The following is a 22,553-nucleotide window of genomic DNA, read 5'->3' as shown; positions in this document are numbered from 1 at the left end:
GTTTACCAACCTGCAGTGGGCACAGTCGGCAACACTGACTGGCTATAGACGGAATTTAGGAATTGCATGCTCGCCACACTGGTATCGAACACCGCCTGTGGATAGACACCGAGGCCAATCAGCAATGCCGCCAGCACCACTAAAATGCTGAGCTCACGCGCTGACAAGTCGGGCAATGGTACGGCTGACTTTGCGGGGCCATAAAAGGCTTTCTGCATGAATATTAGACCGTAAATGGCGGCCAAAATTAAGCCGCCCGAGGCGAGTACAGCCACCGCTGGATTGGCCTGGAAGGCGCCGAGCAAAACCATGATCTCGCCGACAAAGTTACCGAGGCCGGGCAAGCCAAGCGAAGCTGCGGTAAAAATCAGCGCAATCGGTGGTAAATAGCGCAGTCGCGACCAGAGCCCACCCATTTCGCGAATATCACGGGTATGAAGGCGCTCATAAATCTCACCGCAGAGGATGAACAAGGCACCAGCCGAAAGGCCATGCGCGAGCATTTGTACAACTACGCCTTGCAGCGCGACCATATTGCCCGAGTAGATACCAACCAAGACAAAGCCCATATGCGAGACGCTGGTATAGGCAATCAGGCGCTTGATGTCGGTTTGCGCACAGGCGAGTACGGCACCATAGAAAATGCCGAAGACGCCAAGCCACATGGCAATAGGCGCAAACTCTAGCGAGGCATTGGGAAATAGCGGCACGCCGAATCGCAGCAGACCATAGCCGGCGGTTTTTAGCAGCACACCAGCGAGATCGACAGAGCCAGCCGTTGGCGCTTGCGCGTGAGCATCAGGCAACCAGGAGTGGAATGGCACAACGGGCAGTTTTACGGCGAAGGCGATGAAGAAGCCGAGCATCAAGACCATTTCAACCGCAGGCGCCATCGAGGTGTTCAGCAGATCTTCGTAGTCGAAGGTGAGCACGCCGGTGGTTTGCGCACTAATCAACACCAAGCCGATGATGGCAATGAGCAGCAATAAGCCGCTGGCTTGGGTATAGATGAAGAATTTGGTGGCGGCGCTGATACGGCTGCGGCCTGTAGCTCCTTTATGACCCCAAAGGGCGATCAGGAAGTACATCGGCACCAACATCATTTCCCAGAAGAAGAAGAACAGGAACAAGTCGACAGCCAAAAATACGCCAGCAACGCCGCCCAAGTTCCACAATAAGTTTAGGTGGAAAAAGCCGACATGCTTATCGATTTCTTTCCATGAGCAAACCACTGCCATCATGCCAAGTAAGCCAGTCAGCAGCAGCATAATCAGCGACAAGCCATCGAGCGCTAGATGGAAGCTGATGCCGAAGCGTGGAATCCAGTCGCGCTGAAACTCCAGCTGCCATTGTGGCGTATTGCCGATGGCCTCTATTACAGCACCACCGCTATAGCCACCTTGCAGCCAGAGTAAGCAGGTGATGATAAAGAAGCTGAGCATGGTGAAAAGCGCAATCCAGCGCGGCAGTGCGGCGCTAATGCGTTCAGTTTGCCAAGCTAACAGACCGCCAATAAAAGGAATCAGCAGCAGCCACGGTAAAATTTCGGGAGCAAATACAGTCATGGCTTATACCAACAACATCACGGATAAAATGGCGAGGGCACCGAGGGCAAACGATGCGGCATACCAGCGAATTTGGCCGTTTTCAGTGCGGCTGAGCACGCGATTGCTGGCTTGGCTGAGCCAAGGCACCACATTCATGCCGGCATCTACTGGGTCATTTTTCAGCCAACGCACCAAGGTCATAAAGGGGCGAACAAAGACGCGGTCATAGAGCCAATCAAAGCCCCAAGCGCTAAACCAGAGTGGCGTTAGGAAACGACCAATGGCGCTTTCGCTGATGGCTTTCACCCAACGGCGATCGCCGTGATAGAGCACAGCGGCGAGCAAAATGCCGAAGACGGCAATGCTGCCGGAAACCCATTCGAGGTGATGACGCCCTGCCTCGGCAATATCCACTGCCATCAAGGCAGAAGGCATGGCTGGCAAGACATCACCCAATGGCTGCACGACTAGCGCGCCAACAGCGGTCGATAACACCAATAACACGGCCAATGGCAGCCAGTACGACACGCCCTTAATCGGTTCAGCGTGACCAACCTCATCGCCATGGAAGGCAACGAAGATCAAGCGGAAGGTGTAGATCGAGGTTAGGAAGGCACCAAGCAAGCCGGCATTGAGCAGCATATTGTGGCCGCCCGCCCAGACTTCAAACAGGATTTCATCTTTCGAATAGAAGCCCGAAGTCACCAGCGGCAAGGCGGCTAGTGCGGCACCGCCGACCAAGAAGCAGACATAAACAAAGGGGATTTTGTGGCGCAAACCGCCCATCTTGAAAATGTTTTGCTCGTGATGCGTGGCAATGATCACAGCACCGGCCGAGAGGAATAGCAGTGCTTTGAAGAAGGCATGGATCATCAGGTGGAAGATCGCGGCCGACCAAGCACCGACGCCTAGAGCGAGGAACATATAGCCGATTTGGCTCATGGTGGAATAGGCCAAGATGCGCTTGATATCGGTTTGCACCAAGGCGGCAAAGCCAGCCAACACGAGAGTAACTGCGCCGATGATGCCGACTAGCAGCAAAACATCGGGGGCTAATAAAAACAGCTCATTACAGCGCGCAATCAAATACACACCGGCAGTCACCATGGTTGCGGCGTGGATCAATGCCGACACTGGCGTTGGGCCAGCCATAGCATCGGCCAACCAAGTTTGCAGTGGTAGCTGAGCCGATTTGCCAACCGCGCCGCCTAAAAGCAGTAACGTTGCCCAAGTGATCCAGGTGTCGCCATCACCAATGTATTGCGGCGCTAGGCGCATAACTTCTTGAATATTCAGCGTGCCGAGTTCACGGAAAATAATCATTAGGCCAATGGCCATAAGTGTGTCGCCAACGCGCGTCACGATGAAGGCTTTGCGAGCGGCTAGGCCGTTTGCAGGGTCTTTGTAATAGAAGCCGATGAGCAAGTACGAGGCCAAGCCCACACCTTCCCAACCCATATAGAGGAAGAGGAAGTTATCGCCCAGCACCAAAAACAACATGCTGGCGACGAATAAGTTCATATAGGAGAAGAAGCGCTCATAGCCATCGTCACCGCGCATATACCACGAGGCGAAGACGTGAATGAGGAAGCCGACGCCGGTGATGACGCCCATCATGGTCAGCGACAAACCATCGAGGCGCAGAGCGAATGTTGCATCTAGACCATCGACAGCGATCCATGACCACAGCACTTGCGTGTAGGCGCCGCCCTCTGGCGTGTGCTGCAAGAAGTCATAGCCAACATAGGCAGCGGAGGCGGCGGAAATCGCCATGCTACCAACACCGATTAAGGCGGCTACATTTTCGCTAATTCGGCCACGCGCACAGGCAAGAATCAAAAAACCCAGCAGTGGCGCCAGGAAGGTGAGGAATAAAGCGTTCATCCGCGCATCTCGCTGGCTGAGTCGATGTCGAGGGTTTTAAAGCGGCGATTTAATTGCAGCACGATGGCCAAGGCAATCGCGGCCTCAGCGGCGGCGAGCGATATGATCATGATGAACATGATTTGGCCATCGGGCTGAACCCAACGTGCGCCGGCTACGACAAATGCTAGTGCGGCGGCATTCATCATTACTTCCAATGACATCAGCATGAAGAGGATGTTGCGGCGAACCAGCAAGCCCACCACACCTAAACAAAACAACACGGCGGCTAATGCCAAACCATGCTCCATGGGCACTCCAGACATCACGAGGCATCCTCCGAGCGACCAAGGTGATAAGCCGCCACCAATGCCGCCAATAGCAAAAACGACGCTAGCTCAACCGCCAGCAAGTAAGGGCCAAACAAGCTGATGCCGACTTCGCGGGCATCGACCACGGTGTACGGAATCTCATGTGTGCCCATGCCGGTCAGCGCCCAGAGCAATACGGCAAATAAAGCCAAGGCCAAAATCGCCGGCAAAATCCACACTTTCGGCTTCAGCCAAGCACGCTCTTGCGCCACTGTGGCATCGCCGAGGTTGAGCATCATCACCACAAACACAAACAGCACCATGATGGCACCGGCGTAGACAATGACTTCCAACATGCCGGCAAACGGTGCGCCCAAGGTGAAGAAAATCACCGCCACAGCCAGCAGCGAGACGATGAGATTGAGCAGCGCATGCACTGGGTTTGCGTTACTGATCACGCGCACCGTGGCCAAAATCGCCACTACTGCTGCCACATAAAAAATTATATCCACGCTAGATTCTCTCTCGTTGGTGGCGCTAGTGCCGTTTAAGGCATCAAGCCTTTGACGCTAATTGGCGCGGCTTCGTTTTGCGCATCGCCTTTGGGTTTGCCAGCAATGGCCATGCCCGCAACACGGTAAAAGTTGTAGTCCGGGTTTTTGCCAGGGCCTGAAATCAATAGGTTTTCTTTCTCATAGACCAAGTCTTGACGATTGAATTCAGCCAATTCGAAATCTGGTGTGAGCTGGATCGCCGTGGTTGGGCAGGCCTCTTCGCACATACCGCAGAAAATACAGCGCGAGAAGTTGATGCGGAAAAACTCGGGATACCAACGGCCGTCTTCGGTTTCAGCTTTTTGTAGCGAGATGCAGCCAACAGGGCAGGCGACAGCGCACAAGTTACAGGCCACGCAGCGTTCTTCACCATCGGGATCGCGGGTCAATACGATGCGGCCACGGTAGCGCGGCGGCACATAAATGGGCACTTCCGGATACATCAAGGTGTCGCGCTTGCGGAAAGCGTGCATAAACACCATAACGATGCTGCGCAGCTGCGTGTAGATGCCGGCCAAAATACCTTTAAGCGTCATGATCGAGACCTCACTGCGGCGTATTGAGCAGGATGACCGCAGCGGTCACCAGCAAGTTAATTAGCGTCAACGGCAAGCACACCAGCCAGCCGAACGTCATCACGCGGTCATAACGTGGGCGCATTAAGGCACCGCGAATGAGCACAAAAAACATGATGAAGAAGCCGGTTTTCGCGGCGAACCAGAAGAATGGTGGGATGCCGTCGAGATAGGGAATTGGCAATGGCATCCAGCCACCCAAGAATAGGGTTGCCAACAGCGCCGACACGACGACAACGCCGACGTATTCGCCGACAAAGAACATGCCCCATTTCAGGCCAGAATATTCGACGTGATAGCCATCGGCGAGCTCTTGCTCAGCTTCAGGTTGGTCGAAGGGGTGGCGGTGGGTAACGGCAATGCCGGCGACCAAGAAGGTACAGAAACCGAAGAATTGCGGCACGATGTACCACATGCCTTCTTGCGCCAAGACGATATCGCGCAGGCTGAAGGAGCCGGCTTGTGCGACTACGCCCATCAAGGCGATGCCCATAAACACTTCATAGGACAAGGTTTGCGCCGAAGCTCGCATGGCGCCAAGCAAGGCGTATTTGTTATTACTGGCCCAGCCGGCAAAGAGCACGGCATAGACTGCAAGGCCAGCCATCGCTAAGAAAAACAGCAAGCCGACATTCATGTCGATCACCACCCAGTCGGGCGTGATTGGTATTACGGCCATGACCATAAGCAAAGACGACAGCGCGATTGCTGGGGCTAGCCAGAAGATCAATTTATCGGCAAATGGTGGCGTCCAATCTTCCTTGAAAAACATCTTCAGCATGTCGGCAGCGAGTTGCAGCAAGCCGAATGGGCCAACGCGGTTGGGGCCATGACGATCTTGCCATAGCGCCAATAAGCGCCGCTCAACGAAACTCAAAAATGCCCCCGACAACACCACGGCAAGCAGAATGACCACCGCTTTCGCCATTTGCGTGGCGATAATAATGAGGTCAGGAGTTAGCCAGTCCGTATTCATTAGGCTTGACCTCCAACAGAGCTCGTCGCCCAGCTCGCCTGTGATGCCACTGCGCATTCTTCATAGCCTTGCGGCAGGCTAACCACGCCATCGGCGAGGCTTTCGCTGATCTGCACAGGCAGGGTTAAAGCCTCACCATCTATGCTCAATGCCAGTGTGTCGCCAGCGCTAATTTGCAAGCTAGCGGCGGTGGCTGATGACAAGGCGGCGAAGGCTTCGGCAATGCGTGGTGCCACGACAGCGGCGCGAGCGCTAAGCTCATCGCTACCGAATAAATGGTGGCGAGCAACAATGCGCAGCTGGCCATCGATAGCGCTAAAGGCAGCAGGAATGTCGGTGAAATAGGCTGTGTCGTGATCACCGCTGAATAAGCGCGTGCCTTCGTCGCCACCGCGTAAATGACCACCGACTTCGTCTTGGAATTTGCTCCACGCTTGCGGCGAGTTCCAGCCCGGCGCGGCAGCAAATGGCACTAATCGCGAGTTTTCATTGGGGCCGCTATAGCCTTCCATAGAAAACGCCAAGGCAGTGTCGATGTCTTGCGAGGCACGCGGCTCATGCACGGAAATATTTGCGCGCATGGCGGTACGGCCAGAGTAACGACGTGGTTCACGGGCAATTTTCAGGCCTTTGATGCGGAAGTCGGCGGCTGGGCCGGCATCCACAATCGCCGCCAATGCTGGATGATGTGCGGCTGTAGCGCCGGTAGCTTCATCGAGCTGAGTCCAGCGCACTTCTTGACCAATGAGCGTGCTGCGCAGGGCATGCAGCCAGCGCCATGACTCTTTCACTAGCACGCCATCGTCGTAATAAGATGGGTCGAAAACTTGGAAGAAGCGCTGAGCGCGGCCTTCTTGGTTGACCACAGTGCCATCGCCTTCAACAAAGCTGGCCGTCGATAACACCCAGTCAGCCGCGGCCACTGTGGCATTGTGCTGATGATCAATGGCAACAACGGTGGCTTTCGCCAATGCCGCATCAACACGAGCAGCACTTGCGCGCAGATGCAGATCATTTTCCAGGACGATTACCGCATCGGCATCGCCGCTATTTAAGGCGTCGAGCGCGGCATCTAAGGATTGACCGCCTAACAGCGTAGTGCCCAAGCTATTAACTTCGCGCACCACCAAGCTCAGGCCAGCAGATTTTCCCTGCTGCACCAATGCTTTCGTGATGTTGGCCGCGGCTTGAATTACGCCCGCATGCTGAGCGCCAGTACCTGACACCACCAATGGCGCATTCGCTGCCATTAAGTCATCGGCGATACGCTGCGCTAGGCCGGCAGTAACGCTATCAAGATCAGCTACTGCTGGCGCATTGGCATCAATGGCATGAGCAACGGCGAAGCCTAGGCGCGCAATATCTTCTGGCGTGGCGTGGTGTGTGGCTGCAGCGACATCATCTAAACGACTCGCTTCAACACTGGCGATATACAGCGGCGACAACTCACGCTGGCCAATATCGCGCACACCAAGTGCGTTCCATGACTGCACTTTCTTCTCGGCAGTCATCGCGACAGGTTTATTTTTTACTGATTGGCGAAGGCCTAAGGCCACGCGCGGTGAGGTTTGCGTCAAGTCTTCACCGAGCACAAATATCGCATCTTTTGTTTCGATCTCGCGCAAGCTCGGCACGCGGTCGGCATGTTGCTGCAACAAGCCCAGCACTAAAATATTCAGCGCCTGCTCAGTCGCATTCACCCCGGAATAGAAATTATCGGCACCAACTAACTCGATGAGCGCGTGGTTAGCCTCAAGGCTGGCGCGTGGCGAGCCGATACCAATGACGCGTTTCGCCGATTTCAAGCTAGCTGCGATGCCATCGAGCGCTGCATCTAAGCCGCGCTTCTCGAACTCACCAGCCACTTTTTGCATGGGCTGGCGTGGACGATCTTCGCGATTAACAAAGCCATAGCCAAAGCGACCGCGGTCGCACAGGAAATATTGATTCACCGAGCCATTGAAGCGGTTTTCGATGCGACGTAACTCGCCATAACGCTCGCCTGGGCTGATATTGCAGCCAGCAGCGCAACCTTGGCAGATGCTCGGCGCGAACTGCATATCCCATTTACGGTTATAGCGTTCGCTGTGGGTTTTGTCGGTGAATACGCCGGTCGGGCAGACTTCGGTGAGGTTGCCAGAGAACTCACTTTCCAACGTGCCATCTTCAACACGGCCGAAATAGACGTTGTCATTCGCGCCGAAAACACCCAAGTCGGTGCCGCCGGCGTAATCGTTGTAATAGCGCACGCAGCGATAGCAAGCGATGCAGCGGTTCATCTCATGATTGATGAACGGGCCCAAATCTTGGTTTTGGTGCGTGCGTTTTTGGAAGCGATAACGGCGCGTATTGTGGCCAGTCATCACCGTCATATCTTGCAAATGGCAATGGCCACCTTCCTCACAAACTGGGCAGTCGTGCGGGTGGTTGATCATCAGCCATTCCACCACCGAAGCGCGGAACTGCTTAGCTTCAGTGTCTTCAATGGAGATATAGGTGTTGTCGGTGGATGGCGTCATGCACGACATCACCAAACGGCCGCGGGTGTCGTCAGCATTGGCGTATTGCTTGACCGCGCACTGGCGGCAAGCGCCCACCGAGCCTAAGGCTGGATGCCAGCAGAAATAGGGGATATCAAGACCTAGCGACAAACAGGCGCGCAGCAGGTTGTCGCCGCCGTCTACTTCGTATGATTTGCCGTCTACGTGGATGGTTGCCATGTCGGGACCGTCTTTAAACTAAGGTGATTACGCGGGAGTCGCAGCAGCGGGCATAGCCACACCAGCCACAAACTCATCGCGGAAATATTTAATGGCACTGCCCAAGGGCTCGACCGCACCGGGCGCATGCGCACAGAAGGTTTTACCTGGGCCTAAGAAGCCGACTAATTGCAGCAAAGTTTCGATATCAGTGTCTTTGCCTTCGCCACGCTCTAGTGCGCGCAGTAGCTTCACGCTCCAGGGCAGGCCATCGCGGCAAGGTGTGCACCAACCGCATGATTCGCGCGCAAAAAACTCTTCCATATTGCGCAGCAACGACACCATATTGACGGTGTGATCGACGGCCAAGGCCAGGCCTGTGCCCATACGCGTGCCAACTTTACCGATACCGCCAGCATACATTTGCGCCGATAAATGCTCGGGCAATAAGAAGCCTGTGCCCGCGCCGCCGGGCTGCCAAGCTTTCAGCGTATAACCATCGCGCATGCCACCGGCATAATCTTCAAACAGCTCTTGCGCGGTGATGCCAAAAGGCAACTCCCACACACCTGGGTTCTTCACTTTGCCAGAGAAGCCCATCATTTTTGTGCCGTGATCTTCGCTACCAGGGCGCGCAATACCAGTGAACCAGGTCACACCATTGCCAATGATGGCAGGCACGTTGGACAAGGTTTCGACGTTATTAACGCAGGTTGGCTTACCCCAAACACCGACCGCTGCTGGAAATGGCGGCTTCGAGCGCGGGTTGGCACGACGACCTTCGAGCGAGTTGATCAGCGCAGTTTCTTCGCCGCAGATATAGCGGCCAGCACCGGTGTGCACATACAGCTCAAAGTTAACGCCAGTGCCGAGAATGTTTTGACCGATATAGCCTTTGGCACGGGCTTCATCGAGCGCGCGATTTAGGTTGCGGGCAGCATCGACGTATTCGCCACGAAGAAAGATATAGCCAGTCTGCGCTTCTAGGGCGCGAGCACTGATGATCATGCCTTCGATGAGCAAATGCGGCATTTGCTCCATCAACAGGCGATCTTTCCAGGTGTTTGGCTCCATCTCATCAGCGTTGCAGAGCAGGTAGCGTGGCGTCACACCATCGCTGGGCGGCATCAGGCCCCATTTCACGCCAGTGGGAAAGCCTGCACCGCCGCGACCTTTAAGGCCGGCATCTTTCACTTGGCTAGCGATTTCGCCAGGCGCCAAGGTTTTAAGCGCTTTTTTCATCGCGCTATAGCCGTCTTTTGACTCGTATTCATCTAGCCAAACGGCTTGGCCATCATCACGCAAACGCCAGGTTAGCGGGTGAGTTTCAGCCGAGCGTGCAATTCGATTTACCGGACCGACAGAGGAAAGCATCATGAATACTGCTCCAACAAGCCGGGGATGATCTCGGCAGTTAAGCCACCGTGAGTGTCGTCATCGACCATCATGGTCGAGCCTTTGTCGCAATTACCTAAGCAGCACACTGGCAGCAGTGTGAAGCGGCCATCGGCGGTGGTTTCACCGTAGCCAATGCCGAGCTTGGCGGTGATGGCAGCGAGCACGTCTTCATGGCCATTGATATAGCAGGTCATGGAGTCGCACAGGCGCACCACATGACGACCGACCGGCACGCGGAAAATCTGGCTATAAAACGTCGCCACGCCTTCAACATCGGCAGCTGGAATGCCGAGAACTTCGGCAATCGCCGGAATGGCGCCATCGGGCACGTAGCCATGAGTCGCTTGCACGATTTTCAGGGCATCAATGCTGGCAGCACGCGGGTCAGGATAATGCGACTTGGCATGTTCCATATCGGTGCGTTCTTGGGGCGACAAAGTGAATCGGCTGGTCGCAATCAGCGCTTGATTATCTGTTTGCATTATCGGTCAACGTCGGCCATCACGAAGTCAATGGAAGCCAAATAGGCAATAAGATCCGGGATCATCGCGCCGCGAATCACCGAGGGAATTTGCTGCAAATGCGCAAACGATGGCGTGCGGATACGAGTCCGGTAGCTCATCGTGTTCTTATCTGAGGTCAGATAATAGCTATTGATGCCTTTCGTGGCCTCGACCATAAAGCTGGCCTCACCCTCGGGCATGACTGGCCCCCACGACACGCTAGTGAAATGGTGAATCAGCGTTTCAATATCTTGCAGCGTGCGATCTTTTGGTGGCGGCACCGACAGCGGGTGATCGGCCTTGAATGGACCGGACGGCATATTATCGACGCACTGCTGAATGATGCGCAGCGACTGGCGCATCTCTTCCAAGCGCACCATGCCACGATCATAGGCATCGCCGTTATGCGCTAAAGGCACTTCAAATTCGAAGTTTTCATAGCCCGAATACGGACGCGCTTTACGCAAATCGAAATCGACGCCAGTCGCACGTAAGCCTGGCCCGGTAACGCCCCATTCGATGGCTTCGGCGCTGTTGTATTTGGCAATATCGATGGCGCGGTTTTTCAGCACGCCATTTTCCATCGCGGCTTTTTCGTATTCTTTCAGACGCTTAGGCATCCACGCCAAGAACTCGCGAACCAAACGCTCCCAACCATTGGGCAGATCGTGAGCAACGCCACCGATACGGAACCAGGCCGGATGCATACGGAAGCCGGTAATGGCCTCGATAACGTCATAGGCCTTTTTACGATCGGAGAACATAAAGAAGATCGGCGTCATGCCGCCGAAATCTTGGATATAGGTGCCGAGAAACAGCAAGTGCGAGGTGATGCGGAAAAACTCTGACAACATCACACGGATGGTTTGCACACGCGCTGGTACCTGAATGCCGGCGAGCTGCTCGACCGCCAGCACATAGGGCATGTTGTTCATCACGCCGCCGAGGTAATCGATACGGTCGGTGTAGGGGATGAAACTGTGCCAGGTCTGACGCTCGGCCATTTTTTCCGCGCCGCGATGGTGGTAGCCAATATCGGGCACACAATCGACAATTTCTTCGCCATCGAGCTGCAAGACAATGCGGAAGGCGCCGTGAGCAGACGGGTGGTTCGGGCCTAAGTTGAGGAACATAAAGTCCGACTCATCATTGCCCTTTTTCATGCCCCACTCTTCGGGGTTGAAGCGCAGCGCTTCCTGCTCTTGGTCTTGGCGCAAGGCGGTGAGCTGGAACGGATCGAATTCAGTGGCGCGCGCGGGATAATCTTTACGCAGCGGATGACCAACCCAAGTGCGCGGCATCAATAGGCGAAATGGCTGCGGATGACCAGGAAAGTCGATACCAAAAAGATCGATAACTTCGCGCTCATACCAATTCGCATTGGCAAATACCGGTGTCACCGTAGGGATGCTCAGATCATCAGCCGAGAGCGCCACTTTGATACGGACATCGCTATTACGATCGATCGATAACAGATGATAAAACATCGTGTAATCGGAGGCTGGCAGGCCGAAACGATGCTTGCGCAGGCGCTCATCCACCGCGGACAAGTCATAGAGCATGCTATAGGGCTTAGGCAGCTGCTTTAAAAAGCGCAGCACATCACGAATTAAGCTGCGCGGCACCCAAAGCGTCGGCACGCCATCTTTGGTGGGCTGGAAAACCAACTGATCGCCGCCAAAACGGTCGCTAAGCTCGCGCACCACGGCAAACTCGGCACCAGGTAATGGTGCGGCGTTGGAAGTTACTGTAATAGATGCCATGGGGACGTCTTCAGCCATCAGTCTTGTCGTCACTCAATTGTGTTAGGTCGGCGTTATACGTTATCGGGGGTGCGTAAATTCACCACCTCAATACGCTCAGCATTTTTCTCGTCGCGCTTAGGCGTGAGCTCAGGCTTGTATATGCCCTGATCGCCCATCACCCACGACAGCGGACGACGCTCTTTGCCAATTTGCTCTTGCAGAATCATCAATGCTTGCAAGAAGGCTTCGGGGCGCGGCGGGCAGCCGGGGATATAAACATCGACGGGCAAGAACTTATCGACGCCTTGCACCACAGAATAAATGTCGTACATGCCGCCCGAGTTCGCGCAGGCACCCATGGAAATAACCCATTTCGGTTCGAGCATTTGCTCATATAAGCGCTGAACTACAGGCGCCATTTTCATGAAGCAAGTGCCGGCAATGACCATTACGTCGGCTTGGCGTGGTGAGGCGCGAATCACCTCGGCACCAAAACGCGCAACGTCGTGTGGCGCAGTAAAGGCGGTGGCCATTTCCACGTAGCAGCACGACAGGCCGAAGTTATAGGGCCATAAAGAGTTTTTACGACCCCAGTTCACCGCGCCATGAATCATGTCTTCGAGGCGGCCTAGAAAAACGCTTTTGTTGACCTGCTCTTCGATGGGATCAGGCACGCCAGTTTGCGTTTGCTGAATTGGATAAACATCGTTGGCGGCGTTTGGATCAATTTTGGTGAGGGTGTATTTCATGCAATAAGCCTCAGGATGCTTTTTTGTCGGCAGCTAAACGCGCAGCACGCTTGCGACGGGCTTCTGGCGCCCAATCGAGCGCACCAACTCGCCAAAGATAAAATAGGCCAGCGAGCAGCACAAAAATAAAGATGGCCGCTTCGATAAAGCCTAGCCAGCCAACGTCGCGGATAGAGATGGCCCAAGCGTATAAAAACAGGGCTTCAACGTCGAAAATCACGAAGAACATGGCGACCAGGTAGAACTTCGCCGACACCCGAAGGCGCGCGCCACCCTGCGGCACAATGCCGGACTCAAAAGGATCGTTTTTGGCTCGGCCCCAGTCGCGGCCACCCAGAAAATAGGGGACAAACAGCATGAAGCAGCACATGCCGACAATGCCGAGTAGAAAGATGCCGAAAGACCAGTAACTGGCTGTTTCCATGACGTCTGGCGTCATTGCTCACTCCTCAGTCGCACCGCTGGTAGCGGCTGGCTTTTAGAGCAAATCAGATCGTTTGCTCAAAAACCAACCTTACAGAACAAGATTTCGCGCGGAGGATACGCTTTTGGGCGACTTAATTCCACACCACGATGGTGGTGTTTATGAATCTAGCCATAGGCTTTATGCCACTGATGCGCTGATGCCACAGGCATAATCACGTTCGATTTCTTCTAGCGCCTCACCCAAATACACGGCAATTTTTTGCACACGCGGCAGCGCCACGCGACATGCCGTGAAGCCAAAGTGCATATGGCCGTCGTAAGACAACAAGGTGATGTTCAATGCTTGGCCATTAAAAATCAGCGACACCGGGTAGGCGCTGAGCAAACGCGCGCCATTTAAATACAGCACTTCGGTCGGGCCTGGCACATTGGAGACCATGGTGTTGTACATCGGGCGCTTAGTGCGCGCTGCCAAGCCCGTCATTTGGCCGATCATAAACGGCGCCATGAGCAGGTTGGTGTAAAGCGTCATGGCCGGCTTGGAGAGCGTACCGAGCAAGTCTTTATTGGCCTGCATGGAGGCTTTGATGTGCTCAAAACGCGCTTTCGGATCGGCAATATGCGTGCCTAGCGAGGCCAAAGCGAGGCTAATACCATTGCCTTCGCCAGCTTCTTCGCGCGTGCGAATCGAGACAGGAATTGAAGACACCAAGGGCTTAATGGGCAAGTCGCCCTGCTCGAGCAGGTAGCGTCGGAGCGCGGTCGCACACACTGCGAGCACGATGTCATTGAGCGTTCCACCAGCATTTGTAGCGACGGCTTTCATGCGGTCGATAGGCAAGCTTTGCGTCGCGAAGCGGCGTTGCGGGCTAACAATGGCGTTGAGTGAGCAACTTGGCGAGCGATAAGGACCAATCAAGCCAGACTCTGGCGCAGCTCGAAGCATGCGCATCCAAGCCTTAAAGGATTGACCAAGCACGCTCAGTACATTGGTGCGAGCTAGCGCTTGAGCAGACTCAGCAATGGCTTTCGGCACGGCGGCGCTAGCACGTTTGAGTGGCGGCATCGCCCAAAAGGCCGGCATATTGGTGTTGCGGGGATCAGGGCTTAAGCAACGGCTCATGGTGCGTGAGCCCGACATGCCATCCATTAAGGCGTGATGAATTTTGAAATAAATTGCAAAACTGCCGTCATCAAGCCCTTCAATGATGGTGCATTCCCAAAGCGGGCGATTCTTATCTAATGGCTGGCTATGCAGACGCGAAATCAGCACGCCAAGTTCGCGCTCGCCACCGGGATGAGGCAATGCAGCATGGCGTAGGTGATAGTCGATATCAATTTTATCATCGACCTCCCAAGCGGGAGCGACCTTGCTACCAAGACCGGTTTTTAGACGCAAATTAAATGGCGATTGATCAACCGGATAGCTTTTCATGCGCGCGATCATCTGACCGACCCAATCAGGGCCGGCGCCCTCGGGCAAGGCATAGCGATGCAGCATAGCCACATGCATATAGGCATCGCGAGATTCGGCGTTAAGAAAGAAGGAGTCGGCGAGGCTGAGGCGCTTAGCGGCCATGAGTGCATCCTGCGTTATTGTTATTTTGTGCCTAATGGTAGCGAGTCTAGCGCCGTCCCTGCAATGCCGTTTGTGCAATGTGCTGCTTTACTAGCCCACTTTTCTCAAAAGCCTTCATGCCGATGTTGCGAAGCACGCGTAGCGCCGGCAGCTCGCTGGCAAAGAGCAAGTCGAAGCCACTCATGGCATGCATCATTAGGCCGTTGTGGCCACGACGAGCGCGGCTGTATTGGCGTTGCGCACGCTCATGCGCCCACGGCAAGCCGGCTTTGCGCTGTGCCACTAGTGCGTCGACTAGTGCGGCAACATCGAGAAAGCCGAGATTGACGCCCTGGCCAGCGAGCGGGTGAATACTGTGCGCGGCATCACCGATTAACACCACGCCATCGCAGGCGTAATGCTCGGCATGCTGCGCCAATAGTGGAAAGCTGGCGCGCTCGCCAAGGAGCCCAACAGCGCCCAACTTGTGCTCAAAAGCTTGAGCCAAGGCTTGCTCAAATTCAGCCACGGGCATTGCGCAATAGGCTTGCGCCTGTTCGCTGGGCAAGGTCCACACTATCGATGACTGCTGCGGATGATCGGTGGGCAAAAATGCCAACGGCCCCGTGTTCAAAAAGCGCTGCCAAGCCGTGGCCTCATGCGGCTTTTCGTGCTCAACGGTGCACACCACGCCGCGCTGATGATAATCGCGCTGCGCCACAGCGATGCCGGCCAGCTCACGCACGCGCGACTGCGCGCCATCAGCAGCTATAACCAACGGCGCGTGTAGCGCATTACCGTCGCTGAGCGTCAAACACCAATCGCCAAGCCCGCGCTCAAGATTAGTCCACGCTTGCGGGGCATAAATACTCAAGCCCGAGTCTTGCGTGACCTGCTGCCAAAGCGCAGTTTGCAGGGCGGCATTTTCAATGAGCACGCCTAAGCTTTCCACGCCCGCGGCTTTTGCGCTGAAATGCACAGCACCGGTGCCATCGGCATCCCATACGCGCATATCGGCATAGGGTGCGGGCCGTAGCTGCGGCCATTTTGCGTGTAGTCCGGCGGCTTGAAGCAAGCTCACGCTTTCTGGCGACAGCGCCGAAACACGTAAACCCCAGTGCTCATTTGCTGCTGCCGGCGTTGGCGGCAATGAGCGCTCGACCACGGCAATACGCAAATCGCGAGCAACGGCCTGCTGACGCAAGCACAAAACAAACGCGCTGCCAACGAGGCCAGCACCAATCACGATCATGTCGAATTGTTCAGAAGTCTTAGGCATGGTTGAGCCCCATGGCATAACGAGCCAAAGCTGGTTTCGCGCCGGGCAAGACATCAAAACCCACTAGGCCAATGTTACGCAGCAAGCTCAGCGCTGGATTTGCCGTGGAGAAGCCGCGCACGAGGCTGTCGGAGAAGCGAATAATTTGCGATTGATCTTGTGTGCGGGCGGCGGCGTAGGCGGCTAAATCTTTCTTATCGCCTAAGTCTTTGCCCTGCTGATGCGCATCCGCGAGCTGTGCGCTCAGCACGAGGGCATCGCGCACACAGAGGTTGTAGCCCTGGCCAGCAACGGGATGCAGGCTGTGCGCGGCATTGCCTAAAATCACGGCGCGACCTTGCACTTGCTGGCTGGCGACCATGAGCGTGAGGGGGTAGGCGTGGCGCTTGCCAACGCGCAGGAAGCGACCGGCGCGGCGACCGAAAGCTTTTTGCAGAGCGGCGATAAAGTCGGCGTCATTTAGCGTCTGTACTCGCGCGGCTTCAGCTTCATTTAAAGCCCAGACCAATGAGCGGCGACAGCCAGCGGCGGTGGCATCTGCCACGTTGATGGGCAAATCAGGTAGCGGTAGCAGCGCTATCGGGCCATCGGCGGTGAAGCGCTCGTAGGCGACTTGCTCATGCGGCAGACTAGTCTCACACGCGGTAACTATGGCGGTTTGGCCGTATGGTTGGCTGCGCACATCGATACCTAACCAAGCGCGACTTTGTGATTGCGCGCCATCGGCGGCAATAAGCAGCGGCGTGGATAAAAGTGTCTCTTCAGCGCCTTGCGAATCGGCCGCTCGGTAACGTACTTGCGCCATCTCGGCCGTGCTCGTCACCTGTGTCACGCGCACGCCATCTTTTAGATTCACCGATAGGCAGCGCCGCAACGCCGCCAGCAGAACTGCCCCCAACCACGCATTTTCTACCACATAGCCAAAGCTATCGACATTTTCCTCGGCCGCACTCAAGCGCGCCATGCCAAAGTGACCCTTATCAGAGACATGAATCTGATGAATCGGCGTCGCATGTGGCGCCAGCTCAGACCATACGCCAAGCTCTTTAAATGCCTCAATGCTGCGCCGCGACAAAGCTGTATTGCGCGCATCGAAGCTTGGCGTATAGCTCGGGCTCTGACCGGGCGCGAGTGCAGGCGGCAATTTAGCTGCCTCCAACAAAGTCACTGACAACTCTGGCGCAGCCTTAGCAATGAGCAGCGCCAGCGTGACGCCGACCATACCGCCACCGACAATCACTACACCCGAATCGGCCAAGTCGCTCATGCGCTACCCACCAAAGCTTCAATCTCGGCAATGGTTTTCGGCGCTTTCGCAGTCAACACGTGAGGGCCAGATTCAGTGACTACCACATCATCCTCAATACGAATGCCGATGCCGCGCCAACGCGCTTCCACTGTGTCGTCATCAGGCGCGATATAAAGCCCCGGCTCCACGGTTAACACCATGCCCGGCGCAAATGCGCGCCATTCGCCATCGATACGATAATCGCCGACATCATGCACATCCATGCCCAGCCAATGACCGGTGCGATGCATATAGAAGCGACGATAATCGCCACCTTCAATGACCGCTGAAAGCTCGCCCTTAAGCAGACCGAGCTCAAGCAAGCCTTCACACAGCACGCGCACCGCCGTCTCGTGCGGCAGCTGCCAAGAATTACCCACCTGCACGACATCGATGGCAGCGAGCTGAGCCGCTAACACCACTTCATACAAGGCTTTTTGCTCAGCTGAAAAACGGCCATTTACCGGAAAAGTACGCGTGATGTCAGCGGCGTAATAGGCCAGCTCGCCGCCAGCATCAATCAATACCAAATCGCCATCGCGCAGTTCGGCGTTGTTTTCGGTGTAATGCAAAATGCAGGCATTGGCGCCGCCGCCAACAATGCTGCCGTAGGCCGGCGCTATGCAGCCGTGACGAGTAAAGCTGTGCAGCAATTCCGCCTCTAATTCGTACTCATAGCGCCCAGCTTTGGCCACGGCCATGGCGCGGCGATGGCCTTCGGCGCTCAAATCCGCTGCCGCCTGCATAATCGCGATCTCAGCTGCCGACTTAATCAACCGCAAAGGATGCAAGGCCTGATCTATCGCATGCAGCGATTGCGGCGCCTCAACACCCGCACGCGCCTGCGATCTCACGGCGTTTATCCAGCCAGCTAAATCAGCGTCAAAAGCCGTTTCTGTCGCCATCGGCGCATAAACCTGCTTACGCCCAGCCAACAACTCAGGCAATTTAGTAGCTACATCAGCAATGACAAACGCCTGACTTGCGCCAAAATCACTGACTGCACCTTCGGGGCCCGCACGGTAGCCATTCCAAATTTCCATGGCGCGGTCGCGGTCGCGACAAAACAGCACAAACTCGCCTTCAGCTCGGCCTGGCAGCAGCACCAGCAATGCTTCCGGCTCAGCAAAACCAGTGAGGTAGTAGAAGTCCGAATCTTGTCGATAGCGATATTCAGTGTCGCGATTGCGACGATGATGCACGGCTGCCGGAATAATCACGGCGGCATCGCGGCCGACACGCGCCATCAAAGCCTGACGGCGGCAAGCAAACTCTTCCGGCGAAATACGAACGGTCATAAAAGCCTCAGTGGAAAGTTGGGTCGTCGGACCTGCTTTCATTGCTAGAGTCGTGGCCATGCTCTTCGCGCGGCGCCATTTCTTCAAACAAATGCATAGAGGCTAAACGCACAAACTCATGCAGCTCTAAATACGCAGCTTCGCCTTCTTCATCGTCGTCATCGACGCTATCGACCTGGGTGATGTGCGCTAAATCCTGCAATGTTTCGCGCATAGACGCTTCCGCCAGCACGGGGCTATTAGCCGGCGCGCCCAAACCGATGCCAGCGAGCAAGCCACGGCAAAAGTCGGCCAAGGCGACAACCCGCAGCTTCAGCGCTTCGTCGTCATCGGGCAGCATCGGCTTAAACGACAACTCATCGGCGTTTAAATCTTCCAAAGTTTGTAGCTGCAACTGCCAAAGACTGGCAATCATCCCGTCAGAAAAGGTAGATACTGGGTCGGCATGGCCTTCCAGTGTTTTCATCAAGGCGTGGCGGTTTAAGCGCGCACCAGCAACCAATAGACCAGAGATCAAACCATGAAGCTCGGAGCTACTACAGTCGGCGTTTACTTCGCTGAGTAACAGCGCGAGAGATTCTAGGGTTGGTAAATTCGCCGCTTGCATGATGTCGGCCTCCTGTTGGCATGAGCAAGGATGAATCTTATAGTAGCGGCTGACTTTCTTCACGGCGAACCGAATATGCGTGAGCAAGATTTCCAAGCGCTGAGCCGTCATCTTGAGCAATTGCTTGAGCGTTATCGTGCCAGCCAACAACAATGTAGCGCGCTACAAGCCCGAGTTACTGAGCTTGAGAATGAGCGTGAAGATTTAAAACACCGCAACGAGGTCGCTCGCGATCGCGTCGAGGCCATCATCACGCGGCTAAAAGCACTCGATACATCGAGCTAATGCCGCCTCGTCTATAGGTCCCGATATGAGCGCAGAAAACAATACTCTGGATATTTTCATCCTCGACAAAGCGTACAAAATTGCCTGCCCGCCCGCCGAGCAAGATAATTTGCAGCGCGCGGCACAATTTCTTGATCGAAAAATGCGCGAAATTCGCGGCAGTGGCAAAGTTTTAGGTCTAGAGCGCATCGCCGTGATCGCCGCGCTGAACATCAGCCATGAGCTATTAAGCCGGCAGCAAGCCGATAGCGAGCCACAAGTTAGTCCCGAGGCCATGGCAGGCTTACTAAAACGGATGGAAGTAGCGCTGACAGAGTCGTAGTTTCAACATCGTTAGCGATTACCGTGCTGAGACGCTACGGTTTTATAACAGACTAGACTTAGCAATATTGAGTCACTTGCGTATACTAAAGTTCTTCTCTGGGGTGTTCGCCAGTTTTTCATATCCCCTGAGCCGATGTTTAAACCATTGGGATGTGTTCGTTTGTAGCTGTGTGCATGTCCGCCCGTCGGAAAGCCTAATGTTATGACGCCGCATCCCCCTTGAACCGCAGGGTTCAAGGGAGACGACGAACAGCGGCACTCTCGGAGAAACTATTCATCTATGGTGCGTTTGCGTCATCAACTCAGACAATCCCTTAGGCTTTCGCGCCGCTCGCTGACATCAGCTCAGCAACAAGCTGCGGCACACGGCCTCGCTCAACAACTCTCGAAATTACCCAAACTGTCATCTTGGCGGCACGTTGGCCTGTACTGGCCCGCTGATGGCGAAATCGACCCTAGCTTGTTTGCTCGCCTGCTTTATAAGCGTGGCATAAAGCTGTATTTGCCAGTCATTGCACCGCGTAAACATGATCACCGGCTACATTTTTTGGCTGCCCCTGCAATGGCTTATGCCAGCAAAAACCGGCGCCAATTACGGCTGCAACCGTGGCCAGCTAAGCGCAATCGCTTTGGTCTTCGCGAGCCGTTGGGTCGGCAGGTCATGCGCCCAGAAAAGCTAGATGCGCTGCTGATGCCCCTAGTCGGCTTTGACGCCAATGGGCAACGCTTGGGCATGGGCGGTGGTTTTTACGATCGACTATTGGCGCGACTGCAACGCGGCGTTAAGCGCCCACAGCTCATTGGCCTCGCGCACCGATCACAACAGGTATTAGCGCTGCCAACGGAGCAATGGGACGAGCCTGTCGATATCGTTGTTACGGACGCGGGGCATCTGCGTCGCTAGCCAACACACTTAAGCGCTCATTGGCCAAAACGTCGAGCACATGCAGTTTTTGCTCAAAGGTCATGCTCGGGATGAGCTCCGCCCATTGCGTACGCTGCTTGTTTTCACCTTGATCGGCTTGCGCCAAGACATCAGCCAACGCCGCGTCTAGGCGCGCCACGTCTTTATTTTGGGCAATTTCAGCCAACACTTTGTCTTTTTCCACTGCCGATGCACTTAGGCGCGTGGCATCGCGCGAGCCCAGCAAGCCGATACCGCCATTCAAGCCCGCCCATTGAATGCTGCACGCCGACAGCATCATGATCACCGCAAACATCGTTAATAGACGGCGCATGGCCAGCTCCTAAAGGGCTACTTAATAGAAAATCACTTAATCACGAAGGCTGAGCTGTTGCCAGCCCCGCTCATCGGCAATGCCAGACAAAATTGGGTCGGCATCGACCGCAATAGGGTGTGTAACACGCTCTAGCAATGGCAAGTCATTGCGCGAATCGGAGTAAAACCACGAGCCATCGAGGCTGTCGTCATGATCTTTTAGCCACGCTTCAAGGCGAGTGATTTTACCCTCCTGAAAGCATGGCACGCCGAGCACTTGCCCAGTGTAATGGCCATTTGCATCTTGCTCGGGCTGAGTCGCAATCAGATGTTCAACGCCCAAACGTTTGGCGATAGGCCCAGTCACAAACTGATTAGTCGCAGTAATGATAACCAGCGTATGTCCAAGCTGTCGGTGCTTCTCAAGCAAGGCCTGCGCCTTTGGCAGCAGCATCGGCTCGATGCGCTCACGCATAAACTCCGCATGCCATTGCGCCAAAGTCGCCGGCGTATTGCGTGCCAATACAGCAAAAACAAACTGACAAAATGCATTGATATCCAGCGTGCCGGACTGATAATCGGCGAAAAATAGGTCATTAGCGCGCGCATACGCCTTGGCATCTACATGGCCTTTTTCGGCCAAAAACTCACCCCAAGCGTGGTCAGAGTCGCCCGCCAGTAGCGTGTTATCCAAATCAAACAAGGCAAGAGTCATCTTAAGCTCATCAAATAGGCCATAAATTCGCTTCTAGGATACTCATTTAGCATGAATAAATCGCGCCTCATCCTTGCCGATATCGCAGCACTGCGGTACTAATACGGGTAATAAATCTAAGTTTTTCAAGGACTCTCCAGTGATCGACGGGGACGGCTTCAGGCCCAACGTGGGCATCATTATTACTAACGACTCGGGCGATGTGCTCTGGGCCAAGCGTTATGGCCACGATGCCTGGCAATTTCCTCAAGGCGGCATCAGCGATGGCGAAACGCCTGAGCAAGCTATGTATCGCGAGCTTTGGGAGGAAGTTGGCCTTGATCCTGAGGATGTCACCATCCTGGCTCAAACTCGCGGCTGGCTGCGTTATCGTCTACCTAAGCGCTTCATTCGTAACGACAAACCGCCATTGTGCATAGGCCAAAAGCAAAAATGGTTCCTGCTAAAACTGGTTGGCGCAGAGTCGCGAGTCGCGCTCGACAAGCAAAAGCACGCTGAATTCGATCATTGGCGATGGGTTAGCTATTGGTTTCCTCTCGACCAAGTTGTGTCGTTTAAACGCGAGGTCTATCGCAAAGCATTGAAAGAGCTGCAGCCTCGTGTGCCAGTCGCCTTAACCGCCAAGGCAGGATGA

Annotated in this window: 22 protein-coding genes, 1 other RNA gene and 1 pseudogene; 5 read left to right on the top strand and 19 right to left on the bottom strand. The window is 55.1% G+C overall.

Going from position 1 to position 22,553, the window contains the following annotated elements:
• Nucleotides 1-2: 2 nt before the first annotated feature.
• The 17 genes and pseudogenes from nuoM to ACFQ0F_RS10355 form a co-directional block, all read right to left on the bottom strand.
• Nucleotides 3-1,565: an NADH-quinone oxidoreductase subunit M gene (gene nuoM, locus ACFQ0F_RS10435; RefSeq protein WP_379071837.1), complete on the bottom strand. Its 1,563-nt coding sequence runs from the start codon at nucleotides 1,563-1,565 to the stop codon at nucleotides 3-5.
• Between the two features lie 3 nt (nucleotides 1,566-1,568).
• Nucleotides 1,569-3,431, bottom strand: a complete 1,863-nt coding sequence (gene nuoL, locus ACFQ0F_RS10430) for an NADH-quinone oxidoreductase subunit L (protein ID WP_379071835.1) — start codon at nucleotides 3,429-3,431, stop codon at nucleotides 1,569-1,571.
• Complete coding sequence (nuoK, locus tag ACFQ0F_RS10425; protein WP_340675763.1) at nucleotides 3,428-3,736, bottom strand: NADH-quinone oxidoreductase subunit NuoK; 309 nt, start codon at nucleotides 3,734-3,736, stop codon at nucleotides 3,428-3,430. The genes nuoL and nuoK overlap by 4 nt, the downstream gene beginning before the upstream one ends.
• Entirely contained in the window at nucleotides 3,736-4,233 is a 498-nt protein-coding gene (gene nuoJ / locus ACFQ0F_RS10420) for an NADH-quinone oxidoreductase subunit J (RefSeq protein WP_340675764.1), read from the bottom strand. Before nuoJ ends, nuoK begins: the two co-directional genes overlap by 1 nt.
• Before the next feature lie 35 nt (nucleotides 4,234-4,268).
• Complete coding sequence (gene nuoI, locus ACFQ0F_RS10415) at nucleotides 4,269-4,811, bottom strand: NADH-quinone oxidoreductase subunit NuoI (RefSeq protein ID WP_340675765.1); 543 nt, start codon at nucleotides 4,809-4,811, stop codon at nucleotides 4,269-4,271.
• Between the two features lie 10 nt (nucleotides 4,812-4,821).
• Nucleotides 4,822-5,826: an NADH-quinone oxidoreductase subunit NuoH gene (gene nuoH / locus ACFQ0F_RS10410; protein ID WP_340675766.1), complete on the bottom strand. Its 1,005-nt coding sequence runs from the start codon at nucleotides 5,824-5,826 to the stop codon at nucleotides 4,822-4,824.
• Nucleotides 5,826-8,546, bottom strand: a complete 2,721-nt coding sequence (nuoG, locus tag ACFQ0F_RS10405; protein WP_379071830.1) for an NADH-quinone oxidoreductase subunit NuoG — start codon at nucleotides 8,544-8,546, stop codon at nucleotides 5,826-5,828. Before nuoG ends, nuoH begins: the two co-directional genes overlap by 1 nt.
• A 27-nt stretch (nucleotides 8,547-8,573) precedes the next feature.
• Nucleotides 8,574-9,899 (bottom strand): NADH-quinone oxidoreductase subunit NuoF, encoded by a 1,326-nt coding sequence (nuoF, locus tag ACFQ0F_RS10400; protein WP_340676135.1) that lies wholly within the window; start codon nucleotides 9,897-9,899, stop codon nucleotides 8,574-8,576.
• Nucleotides 9,899-10,405, bottom strand: a complete 507-nt coding sequence (gene nuoE / locus ACFQ0F_RS10395; protein ID WP_379071827.1) for an NADH-quinone oxidoreductase subunit NuoE — start codon at nucleotides 10,403-10,405, stop codon at nucleotides 9,899-9,901. Before nuoE ends, nuoF begins: the two co-directional genes overlap by 1 nt.
• A complete protein-coding gene (gene nuoC / locus ACFQ0F_RS10390; RefSeq protein ID WP_340675768.1) occupies nucleotides 10,405-12,189 on the bottom strand; it encodes an NADH-quinone oxidoreductase subunit C/D in 1,785 nt (594 codons plus the stop codon). The genes nuoE and nuoC overlap by 1 nt, the downstream gene beginning before the upstream one ends.
• A gap of 53 nt (nucleotides 12,190-12,242) precedes the next feature.
• Nucleotides 12,243-12,920, bottom strand: a complete 678-nt coding sequence (locus ACFQ0F_RS10385) for a NuoB/complex I 20 kDa subunit family protein (protein ID WP_340675769.1) — start codon at nucleotides 12,918-12,920, stop codon at nucleotides 12,243-12,245.
• A 43-nt stretch (nucleotides 12,921-12,963) separates the two neighbouring features.
• Nucleotides 12,964-13,344 (bottom strand): annotated as a pseudogene (locus ACFQ0F_RS10380) (NADH-quinone oxidoreductase subunit A); the annotation flags it as partial.
• A gap of 180 nt (nucleotides 13,345-13,524) precedes the next feature.
• Nucleotides 13,525-14,925: a WS/DGAT/MGAT family O-acyltransferase gene (locus tag ACFQ0F_RS10375; protein ID WP_379071822.1), complete on the bottom strand. Its 1,401-nt coding sequence runs from the start codon at nucleotides 14,923-14,925 to the stop codon at nucleotides 13,525-13,527.
• A 46-nt stretch (nucleotides 14,926-14,971) separates the two neighbouring features.
• Complete coding sequence (locus ACFQ0F_RS10370) at nucleotides 14,972-16,183, bottom strand: UbiH/UbiF/VisC/COQ6 family ubiquinone biosynthesis hydroxylase (RefSeq protein WP_379071819.1); 1,212 nt, start codon at nucleotides 16,181-16,183, stop codon at nucleotides 14,972-14,974.
• On the bottom strand, nucleotides 16,176-17,450 hold the full coding sequence (gene ubiH / locus ACFQ0F_RS10365) for a 2-octaprenyl-6-methoxyphenyl hydroxylase (RefSeq protein ID WP_379071816.1): 1,275 nt from the start codon (nucleotides 17,448-17,450) through the stop codon (nucleotides 16,176-16,178). The genes ACFQ0F_RS10370 and ubiH overlap by 8 nt, the downstream gene beginning before the upstream one ends.
• A complete protein-coding gene (gene pepP, locus ACFQ0F_RS10360; RefSeq protein WP_340675774.1) occupies nucleotides 17,447-18,769 on the bottom strand; it encodes a Xaa-Pro aminopeptidase in 1,323 nt (440 codons plus the stop codon). Before pepP ends, ubiH begins: the two co-directional genes overlap by 4 nt.
• 7 nt (nucleotides 18,770-18,776) lie before the next feature.
• The gene (locus ACFQ0F_RS10355) at nucleotides 18,777-19,376 is read right to left on the bottom strand and encodes a UPF0149 family protein (RefSeq protein ID WP_340675775.1); all 600 of its coding nucleotides are present in this window, start codon (nucleotides 19,374-19,376) and stop codon (nucleotides 18,777-18,779) included.
• 30 nt (nucleotides 19,377-19,406) lie between these two features.
• On the opposite strand from ACFQ0F_RS10355, the gene ACFQ0F_RS10350 reads away from it, so the two are divergent.
• The 4 genes from ACFQ0F_RS10350 (at nucleotide 19,407) to ACFQ0F_RS10335 (ending at nucleotide 20,889) form a co-directional block, all read left to right on the top strand.
• The gene (locus tag ACFQ0F_RS10350; protein WP_340675776.1) at nucleotides 19,407-19,661 is read left to right on the top strand and encodes a DUF904 domain-containing protein; all 255 of its coding nucleotides are present in this window, start codon (nucleotides 19,407-19,409) and stop codon (nucleotides 19,659-19,661) included.
• 25 nt (nucleotides 19,662-19,686) lie between these two features.
• Entirely contained in the window at nucleotides 19,687-19,983 is a 297-nt protein-coding gene (locus ACFQ0F_RS10345; protein WP_340675777.1) for a cell division protein ZapA, read from the top strand.
• A 92-nt stretch (nucleotides 19,984-20,075) separates the two neighbouring features.
• Nucleotides 20,076-20,257: non-coding RNA, 6S RNA (gene ssrS, locus ACFQ0F_RS10340), on the top strand.
• An 8-nt stretch (nucleotides 20,258-20,265) separates the two neighbouring features.
• A complete protein-coding gene (locus ACFQ0F_RS10335; protein ID WP_340675778.1) occupies nucleotides 20,266-20,889 on the top strand; it encodes a 5-formyltetrahydrofolate cyclo-ligase in 624 nt (207 codons plus the stop codon).
• Here the strand turns inward: ACFQ0F_RS10335 and ACFQ0F_RS10330 are convergent.
• Together ACFQ0F_RS10330 and ACFQ0F_RS10325 are read right to left on the bottom strand one after the other, a co-directional pair.
• Entirely contained in the window at nucleotides 20,861-21,223 is a 363-nt protein-coding gene (locus ACFQ0F_RS10330) for a hypothetical protein (RefSeq protein ID WP_340675779.1), read from the bottom strand. The genes ACFQ0F_RS10335 and ACFQ0F_RS10330 overlap by 29 nt on opposite strands.
• A 36-nt stretch (nucleotides 21,224-21,259) precedes the next feature.
• Nucleotides 21,260-21,919 carry a histidinol-phosphatase gene (locus ACFQ0F_RS10325; protein ID WP_379071811.1) on the bottom strand — a complete coding sequence of 220 codons (660 nt, stop codon included), beginning with the start codon at nucleotides 21,917-21,919 and terminating at the stop codon, nucleotides 21,260-21,262.
• A gap of 139 nt (nucleotides 21,920-22,058) precedes the next feature.
• On the opposite strand from ACFQ0F_RS10325, the gene rppH reads away from it, so the two are divergent.
• Complete coding sequence (gene rppH / locus ACFQ0F_RS10320) at nucleotides 22,059-22,553, top strand: RNA pyrophosphohydrolase (RefSeq protein WP_340675781.1); 495 nt, start codon at nucleotides 22,059-22,061, stop codon at nucleotides 22,551-22,553.

Origin of the sequence: Paraperlucidibaca wandonensis, from assembly GCF_042677145.1 — a bacterium.
Classification (GTDB): Bacteria; Pseudomonadota; Gammaproteobacteria; order Pseudomonadales; family Moraxellaceae; genus Perlucidibaca; species Perlucidibaca wandonensis.
Note: the sequence above shows the minus strand (reverse complement) of the source record. Positions and strands in the feature narration are given on the sequence as shown.